We start from the raw sequence: 14,478 nt of genomic DNA, 5'->3' as shown, positions 1-14,478 counted from the left end.
CAATGACATAAGGATCAGGCGACCTGTGCGGCATGGCCGATCGCGGCCGCCAGCACCTGTTCCTGGGTGAGATTGTCGTTTACGAAATCGCCACGCAGCTGCCCCTCGCCGATGACGAGGACACGGTCGGAAATGCCCAGAACCTCCGGCAGTTCGGAGGACACCATCAACACCGCCACGCCGGTCTTGGCGAGCGCGAAGATCAGTTTGTAGATCTCGTATTTGGCGCCGACATCGACGCCGCGTGTCGGTTCGTCGAGGATCAGAACACGTGGTTCCGGCAGCATCATTTTCGACAACACCGCCTTCTGCTGGTTGCCGCCCGAAAGCGAGGCAATCGGCAGCATCGGATCGGCCGTCTTGATCTTGAGGCGGATAATTTCGGCCTGGATCTGCGCCAGTTCCTCGTGTTCGTCGATCAGGCCGAAACGCGCGAAACGGCTGAGCACCGAAATCGTCATGTTGTGGCCGACACCGATGATCGGCAGGATACCGCTCTTCTTGCGGTCCTCCGGCACCATGCAGATGCCGGCTCTGACGGCGTCGCGTGGCGTTTTGATCGACACTTCCTGGCCGTCGAGATGAATGGTGCCCTGATGCGCGGTCGGATAGGCGCCAAAAAGGGTCGAGACCAGTTCGGTGCGACCCGCCCCCACGAGACCGGCAATACCGAGGATTTCGCCCTTGCGGATTGTGAGCGAAACATTGTCGACCACCTTGCGCTCGGGATTGGTGACATCCCAGCAGGTGATGTTGCGCGCCTCGAGGATCACCTCGCCGATGGCGTGGTCTTCCTTCGGATAGAGATTTTTCATCTCGCGGCCGACCATCATCGTCACGATGCTGGCGGTGGTGAGTTCCGCCATAGGCTGCGTGCCGATATGCGTGCCGTCGCGGATGACGGTGACGGTGTCGGCGATTTCAGCCACCTCCTCCAGCTTGTGGGAGATGTAGACGCAAGCCATGCCGTCGGCCTTGAAGCGCTTGATGAGATCGAGCAGCGTGCGGATTTCCGACGAGGTCAGCGCCGAGGTCGGCTCATCGAGGATCAGGAGTTTGGCGTTCTTGTTGAGGGCCTTGGCGATTTCGATCAGCTGCTGCTTGCCGCCGGAATAGTTGAGGACCGGCAGGGCCGGATTGATGTCGTGCACGTTGAGCTTGGCGAGCAGCTCCTGTGCCCGCGCATTCATCGCGTCGTAATCGAGAAAACCGTGATTGCTGATCTCGTTGCCGAGAAAGATGTTTTCCGCCACCGAGAGATGCGGCACCATCATCAGCTCCTGATGGATGATGGCAATACCGGCCCTTTCGGTTTCCCGGATGGAGGTCGCTTTCAGCTCCCGCCCTTCCCAGAAAATTTCACCATCCCATGTGCCATGGGGATAAACCGCCGACAGCACCTTCATCAGCGTGGATTTGCCCGCACCGTTTTCGCCGCAGAGACCGACGCATTCTCCGGGGCGGACCTGCAGATGAATGCCATCCAGAGCCTTCACGCCGGAAAAGCTCTTGGAGATGTTCTTCATCTCGAGAAGAAAAGATTCGCTCATGACACCTCGCACATGAAAACAAGGCCCCGGAACCGTTCAGGCTCCGGGGCCAATCGGCCGGATTATTTCAGGCCGATCTGTTCCTTGGTGTAGAAGCCGTCCTTGACGTAGATATCGATGTTGTCCTTGGTGACGGCGGTCGGCGTCAGCAGAAGCGTATCGACATCCTTGGTGCCGTTGTTGATCTTCGAGGTGAAGGCAGGCTTTTCGCCCTTGACCAGCTGGACCGTCAGCTTGGCAGCCTCGGATGCGATCAATTTCAGCGGCTTGTAGACGGTGACGGTCTGCGTGCCATCGAGCAGGCGTTTGACGGCGGCAAGGTCGGAATCCTGACCGGAAACCGCAGTCTTGCCGGCAAGGCCCTGTGCGGCGAGTGCCTGGATGGCGCCACCGGCGGTGCCGTCATTGGAGGCCACGACCGCATCGATCTTGTTGTCGGCAGCCGTCAGAGCATTTTCCATGATGGAAAGCGCTTCGGTCGGGCTCCATTCCTTGACCCATTGCGAGCCGACGATCTTGACCTTGCCGGCATCGACCGCTGCCTTCAGCGCCTTTTCCTGGCCGGCACGCAGATATTTTGCGTTATTGTCGGTCGGCGAACCGCCGAGCAGGTAATAATTGCCCTCCGGCTTCACCTTCAGCACGTTTTCCGCCTGCATGAAGCCGACGCGCTCGTTGTCGAACGAGATATAGGCATCGACATCGGCATTGAGGATCAGCCGGTCATAGGACAGGACCTTGATGCCGGATGCCTTGGCATCGGCCACGACCGCATCGAAAACCTTCGAGTTCATCGGGACGATGACGATGGCATCGACACCCTGGGCGATCAGGTTCTCGACCTGCTTGACCTGCTTTTCTTCATTGCCATCGGCCGACTGAACGCTGACCTTGGCGCCCAGCTGCTCGGCCGCAGCGATAAAGTAATCGCGGTCGCGGACCCAGCGCTCGACGCGCAGGTCGTCAATCGAAAAGCCGATGACCGGCTTGTCGGGCGACCCGCTGGCTGTACCGGCGAATGCGCCGACCACAAGGCTGATGGCCGCGCATGTGAACAGAAACTTCTTCATATCCTACCCTCCTCATAGTCGCGGCCGTGATTGGCGCGCTCTCCCAACGCTCATGCCCGGCGGGCATGCTGAACCGCAGAACGAGCCTTGCCCGCTCCGCAGCCGTTGCCTCCAAATGCGGCTTGCGCCACATCAGCGACCAACCGCGCAAAGACGGTCGATCACTCTCCTCAGACAATTGATACGACGACTCTCGATGGTTGCAAAGAGTTTTTGATTTACGTACCTCACGTGCGAGTGTTTGTCGCAGCCGAGGCGCGTTCCAAATTCGCAAAACAAGGGCAGATTGATCGGGGCAGATCAAAAGGTCGCGCCGTTTCAACGCAAGCATGTGCAGCTTGATGCGCTGATCGATACGATCGCTGCGGTTCATGCACGTGCTGCACCGCACAATCATTTAAACTTGACTCTTTAAATCCTGTTATTTAGGTCAATACAGCTGACTTATTTCTGACGGGAGCAGGCATATGGAATCGACCAACACATCCTTCGGCCTTTACGATCCTGCCGATGAGAAAAGCAGCTGTGGCGTCGGGTTTATAACGCGAAAAGACGGCATCCAGACCCATGACGTGCTGGTAAAGGCGCATGAGGCGCTGTGCGCCGTCCCGCATCGCGGCGGCATGTCCGCCGAGGGTGTCGGCGATGGTGCCGGTATTTCTGCGGACCTATCTTTGGGCTTTTTTCGCAAGCTGACCGGACGCCCCGATCTGCAACCGCGCCGTTTCGGTGTCGGCAATTTTTTCCTGCCGGCTGATCCCGCATTCCATGATGAAGCCGAGCAGGTCATCGAAGCAGCGTTGGCAGAGCAGGGTTTTGAAATTTTTCTGAAGCGCGACGTGCCTGTCGACAATGACGCCATCCGGCCGGCCGCCGCCCGTCACCAGTTGACGATCCGGCAGTGGGTTTTCGGCTGTCACAGCGAAACCGCCTCGCTGGCGGAATTCGACTTCCGCATCCACAAGGCGCTGCTTGCCATCGAGGCCGATGCCTATACGCGGCCGGAACTCGCCGGGCTTTATCCGATCTCGCTCAGCGCCCGCACGCAGGTGCTGAAGGGTCGCCTCAACTCCGACGAGGTCATCCCCTATTTCCGTGATCTGGTGGACCCGGACCACACGATCCACACCATGTATTTTCACACGCGGTTTTCAACCAATACCGATCCGCATCCATCGATGGCTCAGCCTTTCCGGCAGATGGCGCATAACGGCGAACTCAACACCGACCGCAAGAACCGCCTCTCGGAAACGGCCATCGCCGCCGCCAAGAATGCCTCGATCATCCGCCCGAAAGGCCAGTCCGACAGCTGCCGTCTCGACCAGACGCTGCAGTCGCGCGTGCTGGAAGATGGGCTGGACCTCGTGACTGCCGTCGTCTCGATGATGCCGCCGGCATGGGAAAATGACGATACGCTGTCGGCCGAGGTGGTCGCCATGCTCGAATATTTTTCGCTTTACGAGGAAAAGAACGACGGCCCGGCGGCGCTGATTTTCGGCAATGGCGACGTCATCGGCGCGCGCCTAGACCGTCTTGGCCTGCGCCCGCTGCGAACCGTCGAGACGGCGGACTATCTCTGCGTTATGTCGGAAGCCGGCCAGATCGCCTTCCCGCCGGAAACCGTACTCAGCCGCGGCCGTATCGAAGCCGGCGGCATGCTGGTCTATGACCATATCGAAAAGCGGGCCTATGGCACGGTCGAGGCGCTGGAAATGCTGGCGGCCCGCAAGCCCTATCGCGATCTCCTGGTCGACGCGCGCGTACGCCTTGCCGACCTGCCCGAAATCCCGGCGGACACACAAGGATCGCCGCAGCGTTACAATGGCGATCTGGAACGTCATCAGCGTTATGTCGCCTATTCCCACAATCAGGAAAGCTTCAAGTTCCTGATGGACCCGATGCTGGCGACGGGCGCGGAAAAGATCTCCGCCATGGGTTATGGCAATGCCATCAACGCGCTGTCCGATCAGGAAGGCGGTGTGGCAAAATATTTCTCGCAGCGTTTTGCGCAGGTCACCAACCCGCCTCTGGACAGCATTCGCGAGGCGGACGGCATGACGCTGCGCATCGCGCTGGGCGCCAAGCCAAATATCGGTGCGAAAGCCGCACGGCAGATCGTCGTCCCGTCGCCGATCCTCACCCATCTCGACATGCTGAAGCTGCGCGAACAGACGGAAACGCCGCTTCGCCGTTTTGATATGCTCTACACACCCGACCTTGGAGATGCCGAGGCCAATGCAAAGGCTCTTGAAGCTGGTATCGGCGCGCTTTGCAATGCCATCGCGATCTTCGCGCGCGCAGAAGGCGGCATTGCCGTGATCACCGACCGGCATGTGGCGCGTGACCGCGCCGCTCTGCCGATGATCCTCGTCGTGTCCGCCATTAACCAGAAGCTTATCGAGGAAGGCGCGCGCCTGCGTGTTTCGCTGGTGGTGGAAAGCGGCCAGATCTCGTCGTCTCACCATGTCGCGGCAGCCCTCGGCTTCGGCGCTTCCGCCGTATATCCGCTCGGCGTGCAGTTCCGCGCCGAGGAAAAGTTTGGCGCGGATGCCGACAAGGCGTTCAAGCGTTTTGCCAAGGCGGCGGAAAAGTCGCTGATGAAGACCATGGGCAAGGTGGGCTTGTGCACCGCCGAAAGCTATGTGAGCGGCGAATTTTTCGAGCCTAATTTTCTCGACACCAGCGATCCGGTACTGAAGCGCTATTTCCCCAACGTCAAGACACCGGTCGGCGGCGTCAACTTCAAGGTCATCGCGCAGGCCGTTGCCGACTGGCACGCCAAGGCGCTGACCGTGAAGGGTGAGGACGACATTCCGCTGCTTGGGCTGTTCAAGGAACGCGCCGAGGGCGCCGGCCACTCCTTCGGCACCACCGCCGTGCGCGGTTTCGTCGACATGACCGAGGAAAAGCTAACCTTTGCGGAGCCGGATGGCGAGGAAGATCCGTTCCTGCGGCTTCTCACGCTCAATCGTTTGGGCGACGCGTTCGGCATCGATGACGCGGCTTATACGAACAACAGTTATGACCGCCTGTCGCCGGATGCCATCAACCGGTTCGCGATCACGCCGGGCTACCGCGCCTTTGCGCGCATGATGACGGAAGAACGTGCCCGCAGACCGGCCGCCCTTCGCGACGTGCTGGCCTTTCCGGCCGACGTCACCTTTGCCAATTCACCGGACGATTTCCGCAAGGAAATGAAGCGTTTTTCGTGCAAGGGCAATAACAGCTTTCTCGTGCGTGGCCTGACCTGTGAAGCCTTTCCCGACGACATGTTCCGCCTCACCCTGACAGGACCGCAAGGCGGTGATCTTGCCCGGCTCGATGCGCTGGGACAGTCGCTCGTCGCCCATTTCGGCAGCGATATTCTCGGCCATTGGCTGGAAGCGGGGGCGCTTGCCGTTCACGCCGGCGGTCAGGCGCTCGCCTATCTGAAACTTCTCGACAAGGCACCGGCAGGCATCGCCCTCGAAGACGTGCAACCGGCAAACGAGATCACCCCGCTGCTTGCCTCTGGTGCCATGAGCCACGGCGCGCTCGTCTCCAATGCCCATGAAGCGGTTGCCCACGGCACCAACATGGTCGGCGGCATGTCGAACTCGGGTGAAGGTGGCGAACATATCTCCCGTTACGGCACTATCCGCGCCTCGCGCATCAAGCAGTTCGCGTCGGGTCGTTTCGGTATCTGGGCCGGTTATCTCGCCGATCCGATGCTGGAAGAACTGGAAATCAAGATCGGCCAGGGCGCCAAGCCCGGCGAAGGCGGACAGTTGCCGGCAGCCAAGGTGACGGTTGAAATCGCCGCCGCCCGTGGTGGCACGCCGGGTGTCGAGCTCGTCTCGCCTCCCCCGCATCACGATACCTATTCGATCGAGGATCTTGCGCAACTCATCCACGACTGCAAGGCAGCGCGCGTGCGCGTCATCGTCAAGCTCGTCTCCTCGGAAGGCATCGGCACGATCGCGGTCGGCGTTGCCAAGGCGGGTGCGGATGTCATCAACGTGGCCGGCAATACCGGCGGCACCGGTGCTGCCGCCGTCACCAGTCTCAAATATACCGGCCGGGCCGCCGAGATCGGCATTGCCGAGGTGCATCAGGCGCTTTGCGCCAATGGCCTGCGCCAGAAGGTGCAGCTGCGATGCTCCGGCGCGCACCAGACGGCAAGCGATGTGGTCAAGTCTGCTTTGCTCGGCGGCGACAGCTTTGAATTCGGCACGACGGCGCTGATGATGTTGAAATGCGTCATGGCCAAGAACTGCAACATCAAGTGCCCGGCCGGTCTCACCACCAATGCGGAGGTTTTTGACGGTGATCCGCGGGCACTGGCGCAGTACCTGCTCAACATTGCCCACGAAACCCGCGAGGTTCTGGCATCCCTCGGCTTCAGGTCCTTAAGCGAAGCACGCGGACGCAGCGATCTTCTTCACCTTCTCGACCATCCCTCCAGCGTCGGGCAGCTTGACCTCCGCGCCATGTTGCAGGTGGTCGAGGAGGTGAAGATCTCCGATCCGGTTTACATGGAGAAAGATTACGCGGTCGATGACGCCTTTATCGACATGGTGCGCTCGGCACTGATCGACGGCGGACTGCCTGTGGTCGAGCTTGGCGGCAACTACCACCTGAACAACCGCAACAAGAGCGTCGGCGGTCAGCTCGCCGTCGATATCGAGCGCATGCTCAACCACGAACTGAGCGAGGATGAGGCCCGCCATCTGCCGGCCGTACGGCAGGACAAGCGCGGCCGCCGTTTCCTCGACGCCGGCTCGGTGAAGATTGCCACATCCGGTTCGGCCGGCCAGTCCTACGGTGCCTTCTGCAATGACGGCATGATGCTGACCCATACCGGCACCTGCAATGACGGCGTGGCGAAAAGCGCCAATGGCGGCACGATTTGCGTCCGCTCCCCCGGTGGTGGCTCGGCAGAGGCGGGCGGCAACGTGCTGATCGGCAATTTCGCGCTGTTCGGCGCCACAGGCGGTCGCCTGTTCGTCGAGGGCCAGGCCGGCGACCGGTTTGCCGTGCGCAATTCCGGCTCGACGGCTGTCGTCGAGGGTGTGGGCGATTTTTGCTGCGAATACATGACCAATGGCGCCGTTCTCAATCTCGGCTCTTTCGGCAAGGGTGTCGGCAACGGCATGAGCGGCGGCTTTTTCTACCAGTATGACCCTTATGGCGACCTGCCGAAGAAGATTAGCCATGACTCGGTGCTGATCGGCTCGATCGCCGATGGCAATGATCCGCATGCTGCCTTCCATGCCGACGCGATCCGCATGATGCTGGAATGGCATGTGGAAGCGACCGGATCGGAAAAGGCCCGCTGGCTGCTCGACAACTTTGAAAGCGAGCGGTCGAATTTCGTCTATGGCCTGCCGCGCGCGCTGCTGCTCTATCAGGACAGCGCTTCCATCCTGAAGGCGAAAAGCCGCAAGGACCTGATCGAGGAATTGTCGGTGGCACTCGCCGGCCATCAGGTGCGCAAGTTCAAGCTTGCCTATCGCGATCGCAAGCCGATCCTGAACGGCAAGGCGCCCGGTCATGGCGAAACGGATACCAACGAGATGTTCACGCTGCTGAACAACTATACGGTTCTTTCCATGGCGCAGTCTCTGGCCATGGCGCGTGTACCGAATGCGCTTGGGCCGTCAGAACCGGCAGTCGAGAAGGCGGTGCGCAACCTGATCCTCACCGAGGATTTTGCGCTGATGCAAAAGCTGTCCCGTTATGCCCGCGAGGCGATTGCCGATTACGACGATGAAGGGCTTGCCGTTCTCGTCTCGGAAAAGCGGCTCTCCGATTATCGCCAGGCACTTGCCGGCCGCAACACGCTGTCGATCGACTGCCCCGGCACCTACGGCTGGATCATCCAGCAGACCGCCAGCAATCGCGGCCGGATCGGCCGCATCCCGAGCTTCGAAGAACTTTTTGCCGCCAAATCCGTCGCCAGCCTCGCAACGGCCAGATCGTGAGACCCGAAGAATGATGACCCCTCACATCCCCGCGGACGCCCCGTTCAACAGCGACCAGCGCGCCTGGCTTGCCGGTTTCATGGCCGGCATGAACTCGCGTCTCATTGCCGGAGAAAGTGTCGCGAGCGCCCCTGCGGCCAATGCTGCACAGCCGATCCACATTCTTTACGGCACCCAGACCGGCAATGCCGAGCAGGTGGCGATGGATGCCGCAACGGCCGCAAAGACGCTCGGCATGGCACCGGACGTGCATGGCCTCGACGATATCGACATGGCGCAACTTGCGGCCATGCGCCATATCGTGATCGTCACATCCACCTATGGCGAAGGCGAAATGCCCGACAATGCCCAGCTGTTCTGGGAAGCATTGTCCGCCGATAGCGCTCCACGCCTCGAAAGCCTGAAATTTGCCGTGCTCGCCCTGGGTGACACCGGTTATGACGGTTTCTGCCAGGCCGGCAAGCTGATCGATACGCGCCTCGAACAACTGGGCGCGACGCGTATCACCACCCGTCTCGATTGCGATATCGACTTCGAGGACGCCGCCGCCGCATGGCTTGGTGAAACCCTGCCGCTGGCTGCTGACAAACCCGCCGCCGGCGTGGTGACGACGACAGCCCCCTCCCCGGCGCGCGAGGCAATCGGCTGGAGCCGCAAGAACCCTTATGCCTCGACACTTGCCGTCAACCGCCGCCTCTCCGGCTCTGCCTCGACCAAGGAAATCCGCCATTTCGAATTCGATCTCGGCGATAGCGGCCTATCCTATGAGGCAGGCGATGCGCTCGGTGTCATGCCGGTCAACGATCCGGCGCTGGTCGCGCGTCTGATCGCAGGGCTTGGCGCTTCCGCCGAGACGGAGATCGGCGGTTCATCGCTGATGGAACTGCTTTCCAGCCGATACGAAATATCGACGCCATCGCGTGATCTGATCGCCGAGGTCGAGCGCCGCGCCGGCCATGAGGAACTCAGCCATGTCATCCGCAACGGCGACAAGGAGGCGCTCGACGCCTTCCTGTGGAGCAAGGACAGTCTGGACCTTGTTTCCCTCATTCCCCAGGGCGGTCTGAATGCCGCGGAATTCATCGGTCTGCTGAAGCCGTTGCAGCACCGCGCCTATTCCATTTCCTCAAGCCCGAAGGAGGCGGCCGGCCACGTCCATCTCACCGTCGCCAGCGTCCGTTACCACGCTGCGGGTCGTGATCGCGGCGGCGTCTGCTCGACCTATATGGCCGACCGTGTTGCCGAAGGCGCTGCTGCCGGCATTTTCGTTTCGCAGAACAAGGCATTTCGCGTGCCGACCGACAATGACACACCGATGATCATGGTCGGCCCCGGCACCGGCATCGCACCGTTTCGCGCCTTCCTGCAGGAGCGGCGTGCCCGTGGCGCCAAGGGCAGGAACTGGCTGTTTTTCGGTGACCAGCGTCGCGAGAGCGATTTCATCTACGAGGACGAGCTTGCCACGATGAGCCGCGACGGCCTGCTAACCCGCCTCGACCTGGCTTTTTCGCGCGATCAGAAAGCAAAAATCTATGTCCAGACCCGCATGAAGGAAAACGGCAAGGCGCTGTTTTCCTGGCTTGAGGAAGGCGCATCCTTCTATGTCTGCGGCGATGCCAGCCGCATGGCCCGTGACGTCGATGCGGCACTCGCCGAGATCATTGCCGAACATGGCGGCATGACACAGGAAAAGTCCGCCGATTACGTCGCCGGACTGAAGCGCGACAAGCGGTATCTGCGGGATGTCTATTGATAGCCATCCCGCCTTGGGCCTTATGGCGACAACGCCATGAGGCTCCGGGACGGGTGGCGCAAGGCCTGCCGGCTCGTCAGAACGCGTTGACGATCGACAGAAAATCGCTGGATTTCAGGCTGGCACCACCGACAAGCGCGCCGTTGACATGATCGATACGGGCGATTTCCGCGGCGTTATCGGCCTTGACCGATCCGCCGTAGAGGATGCGCAGACGGCTGCCTTCATCGCCGTGCGAAACGATGATGGAGCTGCGAATGAAGGAATGCAGCTTGGCGATGGCATCGATGCTCGGCGTACGGCCTGTGCCGATGGCCCAGACCGGTTCATAGGCGATGACCACCGAGCCGGCTGTGCCTTGCGCGGGAACCGATTGCTGCAACTGGCGCAGCAGCACGTCCTGCGTTGCGCCTTTCAGCATTTCCTCTTCGGTTTCACCGATGCAGATGATGACCTGCAAACCGGCTTCCATGGCGCGTTCCGCCTTGCGTTTCACATCCGCATCGGTTTCTTGGCGGCCCTGACGACGCTCCGAGTGCCCGACGATAACGGCACGGCCGCCGCTATCGGCAACCATGGCCGCCGATACGTCACCGGTATAGGCGCCGTGGGTCTCGCCGCTGCAATCCTGCGCACCGATGACAAGTGCCGTACCGACCGACCGCGTGCTGGCCGCGGCCAGAAGCGTGGTCGGTGGGCAGATCAGCGTGTCGAGGCGATGTTTGTAACCATCGACGCCTTCGGCGATCAGCGCGATTTCGGAGAGCGAATGGGCAAGCCCGTTCATCTTCCAGTTTCCGGCAATCAGCGGACGGATCTGTTCACTCATGGCCGTTACCACGCAGAAAAACCGCCATCGACCAGCAGGTCGTGGCCGGTAATGAAGGATGCGGCAGCGCTGGAGAGGAACACGGCCGGGCCGACCATTTCGTCGACGGTGGCGATGCGGGCCATCGGCGTTTCATTGGCAAAGATTTTCAGTTGGTCTGCCACTTCCGGGCGCTTGTTCATCGGCGACAGAGTGTAACCCGGGCTGATGGCGTTGACGCGAAGGCCCTTTTCCACCCATTCCATCGCAAGGCTCTTGGACAGGTGGATCACACCGGCCTTAGACGTGTTGTAATGCGCCTGCGACAGGCCGCGATTGACGATCGAGCCGGACATCGAGGCGATGTTGACGATCGAACCTTTTTTACGCGGCAGCATCACGCGCGCCTGCGCCTGGCAGGAAAGGAAAACGCCGGTGAGGTTGACATCCATCATCTGCTGCCAGCGTTCACGCGGCATATCCTCGGCCGGCATGGCGTTGGCGATGCCGGCCGAATTGACCGCAACCGTGAGAGCACCTAGCTCCTTTTCGGCACCTTCAACGGCTGCGGCCAAATGTTTCTCATCCGATACGCTGCCTTCGAAAACAAAGCCGTTGCGGCCATGCGCCTTCACGGCATCCAGCGTTTCGGCAAGGCCCTTGGCCGAAAGATCGAACAGCGCCACATCGGCGCCGGCTTCCGCCAGACCGATGGCAATCGCCTGACCGATGCCGCTGCCGGCACCAGTGACAAAGGCAACGTCGCCGGAGAGAGAAAAGAGTTTCATGATGGTCTCCTGAACTTCAATTTTTTAGGCGGTTGCCCGCTCCATGACGGCGTGGCGCGTGGCTTCCGCGCCGGAAAGGATGCCCTGATTGCGGCCACGGGCCATCACCAGAACCTTATGGGAAAGCCCCAGAACCTCGTCGAGGTCGGAGCTGACGACGATGACGGCCATGCCCTGTTTAGCGAGTTCGGCGATCACGTCGTAGATGGCGGAACGGGCGCCGACATCGATGCCGCGTGTCGGTTCATCGAGGATGACAACTTTGGGGCCGGCCGAAATGGCACGGGCGATGACGATTTTCTGCTGGTTGCCGCCGGAGAGTTCATTGGCGCGCTGGTCGGCGCTGCCCTTGATGCCGAAACGCTTGATGGCAGTGGTGGCAAAGTTGCGGATTTCCGTCGGCGTGACCCAGCTGCGCGGGGTGATGCGCGGGTAATTGCCGAGCGCGATATTGTTACCGATCGTGTGTTCGAGCACGAGGCCCTGCAGCTTGCGATCCTCCGGCACCAGCGCAATGCCGGCGGCCATGGCATCTGCCGGGCTTTTCAGCGTGATTACTTTACCATCGACGGAGACGGAGCCGGTTTTCACCGGATCGGCACCGGCAATGGCGCGCACCAGTTCGGTGCGGCCGGCACCGACGATGCCGGCAATGCCCATTACCTCGCCAGCGGAGACCGTGAAGCTGACATCGTGGAAATCGCCTTCGGCTGAAGAGAGGTTCTTCACTTCGATCAGCGGCTTGTGGGTGGGGGCCGGCAGATGCGGAAAGATGCGATCGAGCTGGCGGCCGACCATGGCTTCCACGAGATTGGAAACAGGCACCTTGGCGCTGTCGAAATTGGCGACCAGTTCGCCGTCACGCATGACGATGACGCGGTCGGCAATGCGGGCGATCTCTTCCAGACGGTGCGAGATATAGATGAAGGACACACCTTCATTCTTGAGCCGCTCGATCTGCTCGAACAGCTTGTCTGTTTCTTCGCCACCGAGTGCCGCGGTCGGCTCGTCGAGAATGAGGAAACGGGCGTTGAGCGTCAGCGCCTTGGCGATTTCCACCTGCTGCTGGGCGGCGACGCGCAGATATTTGACCTTGGTGGCCGGCGATACATTGAGGCCGAGGCGTTTCAGCTGTTCATCGGCACGGCGATACATTTCGAAATTGTCGATACGGCCGGAACGGGTCGGCAGGCGGCCGACAAAGATGTTTTCGGCAATCGACAGTTCGGGAAGCAGGCGCATTTCCTGATGGATGAGACCGAGACCGGCATTCAGCGCATCGGACGGCGTTGCCGGGGAATAGGGCTCACCCTGCCAGCGCATCTCACCTTCGCTCGGGATCACGAGGCCAGCGATGATCGACGACAGCGTCGATTTTCCGGCGCCGTTTTCACCCAGAAGCGCAACGACCTCGCCCTTTTTGATGTCAAAACTGACATTCTTCAGAACGGTGATCTTGCCGTAGGTTTTCGAAACATTGCGCACCGACAGGATGGTCTCGCCTGCCTGGCTGCTTGCGGGGCTTTCGATGGTCTGATCCGGCTGCATGGGCATGTCGGCCTCCTTTTCCGAGCATGGGGCCTGCGCCCCGGATGAACCGGGGCGCAGAATATTGATCAGGGATGTTCCTTGATGAAGGCTTCGGCATTGTCTGCTGTGGTCAGCGTGGCCGGCTGCAGCTGTTCTGCCGGCGGCTTCGTGCCCTTGATCAGGTCGAGAGCGGACTTCAGGGCCAGACGACCCATGCCTTGAGTCTGTTGGGTCATGGTGGCCTTCAGCGTGCCGCTCTTGACGGCTTCGAGACCGGCGCGGTCACCATCGAAACCGACGATGATGGCGTCGGTTACGCCGCCGACCTTGGCAGCCTGTGCTGCACCGAGCGCCAGCGCATCGGCGCGGCCGAAGAAGATGTTGATGGTCGGGTTACGCTGCAGCATGTCCTGACCGATCGCGAAACCTTCATCCTGCGCCCAGGCGTTCGATGCCTGACGTCCGGCTTCCTTGATGCCGGGGCACGCCTTCATGGCTTCGGAGAAACCCTTGTCGCGATCCTGCTCCGGCGTCGTGCCGAGCTGGCCCTGGATGATGGCGAGAACGCCCTTGCCACCCGAAACCTTGCAGACGTAATCGCCGAGTTCCTTGGCCGCGGCAACGCTGTCGGTGGCGATGAACGTGTCGCCGGGTGCGCCTTCCGGGTTGCGGTCGACGGTGACGACGGGGATTTTTGCTTCCTTGGCAGCCTTGACCGGGACGGTTGCGGCGGTCGCGCCGGCCGGGATGTAGATCAGCGCCTTGACCTGGCGGGTGATCAGATCCTGGATCTGGCTGACCTGCGTGGCGCTATCGCCCTTGGCATCGACGGTGACGACTTCAATGCCCTGTTCCTTCGCGGCTTTTTCGACCGATTCCTTGATCTGGTTGAAGAAGTCTGCCTGCAGGTTGGCGACGGCGAGACCGATCGTGACCTTTTCCTGGGCGTTGGCGGCAAAAGCCATGGCCGAGAAGGCGACGGTGGCTGCGAGCATGCGGAAAGTCTTCGTCATGTG

Annotated in this window: 8 protein-coding genes; 2 read left to right on the top strand and 6 right to left on the bottom strand. The window is 61.0% G+C overall.

From position 1 onward, the window contains the following. Positions 1-14: 14 nt before the first annotated feature. Positions 15-1,550 (bottom strand): xylose ABC transporter ATP-binding protein, encoded by a 1,536-nt coding sequence (locus AAIH70_RS14255; RefSeq protein WP_132274513.1) that lies wholly within the window; start codon positions 1,548-1,550, stop codon positions 15-17. A 62-nt stretch (positions 1,551-1,612) separates the two neighbouring features. After that, positions 1,613-2,620 carry a D-xylose ABC transporter substrate-binding protein gene (gene xylF, locus AAIH70_RS14250; protein ID WP_132274516.1) on the bottom strand — a complete coding sequence of 336 codons (1,008 nt, stop codon included), beginning with the start codon at positions 2,618-2,620 and terminating at the stop codon, positions 1,613-1,615. 467 nt (positions 2,621-3,087) lie between these two features. On the opposite strand from xylF, the gene AAIH70_RS14245 reads away from it, so the two are divergent. Together AAIH70_RS14245 and AAIH70_RS14240 are read left to right on the top strand one after the other, a co-directional pair. Continuing rightward, complete coding sequence (locus AAIH70_RS14245) at positions 3,088-8,583, top strand: glutamate synthase-related protein (RefSeq protein WP_430034419.1); 5,496 nt, start codon at positions 3,088-3,090, stop codon at positions 8,581-8,583. A 10-nt stretch (positions 8,584-8,593) separates the two neighbouring features. Then, positions 8,594-10,336 (top strand): sulfite reductase subunit alpha, encoded by a 1,743-nt coding sequence (locus AAIH70_RS14240; RefSeq protein ID WP_132274522.1) that lies wholly within the window; start codon positions 8,594-8,596, stop codon positions 10,334-10,336. Positions 10,337-10,412: 76 nt separating this feature from the next. On the opposite strand, the gene tpiA is transcribed toward AAIH70_RS14240, so the two are convergent. The 4 genes from tpiA to AAIH70_RS14220 form a co-directional block, all read right to left on the bottom strand. Continuing rightward, positions 10,413-11,165, bottom strand: coding sequence for a triose-phosphate isomerase (gene tpiA / locus AAIH70_RS14235; protein WP_132274525.1), 753 nt, complete (start codon positions 11,163-11,165; stop codon positions 10,413-10,415). A 5-nt stretch (positions 11,166-11,170) separates the two neighbouring features. Next, positions 11,171-11,932 (bottom strand): SDR family oxidoreductase, encoded by a 762-nt coding sequence (locus tag AAIH70_RS14230; protein WP_132274528.1) that lies wholly within the window; start codon positions 11,930-11,932, stop codon positions 11,171-11,173. A gap of 24 nt (positions 11,933-11,956) precedes the next feature. After that, positions 11,957-13,480, bottom strand: a complete 1,524-nt coding sequence (locus AAIH70_RS14225; RefSeq protein ID WP_132275847.1) for a sugar ABC transporter ATP-binding protein — start codon at positions 13,478-13,480, stop codon at positions 11,957-11,959. A gap of 68 nt (positions 13,481-13,548) precedes the next feature. Next, the gene (locus AAIH70_RS14220; protein WP_132274531.1) at positions 13,549-14,475 is read right to left on the bottom strand and encodes a substrate-binding domain-containing protein; all 927 of its coding nucleotides are present in this window, start codon (positions 14,473-14,475) and stop codon (positions 13,549-13,551) included. Positions 14,476-14,478 lie beyond the last annotated feature (3 nt).

The organism is Neorhizobium sp. BT27B (assembly GCF_050455485.1).
Classification (GTDB): Bacteria; Pseudomonadota; Alphaproteobacteria; order Rhizobiales; family Rhizobiaceae; genus Neorhizobium.
Note: the sequence above shows the minus strand (reverse complement) of the source record. Positions and strands in the feature narration are given on the sequence as shown.

What these genes read in the sequence shown, in the direction of transcription:
- AAIH70_RS14255 (WP_132274513.1), bottom strand. Translation starts at nt 1,550, where the DNA reads ATGAGCGAATCTTTTCTTCTCGAGATGAAGAACATCTCCAAGAGCTTT.
- xylF (WP_132274516.1), bottom strand. Translation starts at nt 2,620, where the DNA reads ATGAAGAAGTTTCTGTTCACATGCGCGGCCATCAGCCTTGTGGTCGGC.
- AAIH70_RS14245 (WP_430034419.1), top strand. Translation starts at nt 3,088, where the DNA reads ATGGAATCGACCAACACATCCTTCGGCCTTTACGATCCTGCCGATGAG.
- AAIH70_RS14240 (WP_132274522.1), top strand. Translation starts at nt 8,594, where the DNA reads ATGATGACCCCTCACATCCCCGCGGACGCCCCGTTCAACAGCGACCAG.
- tpiA (WP_132274525.1), bottom strand. Translation starts at nt 11,165, where the DNA reads ATGAGTGAACAGATCCGTCCGCTGATTGCCGGAAACTGGAAGATGAAC.
- AAIH70_RS14230 (WP_132274528.1), bottom strand. Translation starts at nt 11,932, where the DNA reads ATGAAACTCTTTTCTCTCTCCGGCGACGTTGCCTTTGTCACTGGTGCC.
- AAIH70_RS14225 (WP_132275847.1), bottom strand. Translation starts at nt 13,480, where the DNA reads ATGCAGCCGGATCAGACCATCGAAAGCCCCGCAAGCAGCCAGGCAGGC.
- AAIH70_RS14220 (WP_132274531.1), bottom strand. Translation starts at nt 14,475, where the DNA reads ATGACGAAGACTTTCCGCATGCTCGCAGCCACCGTCGCCTTCTCGGCC.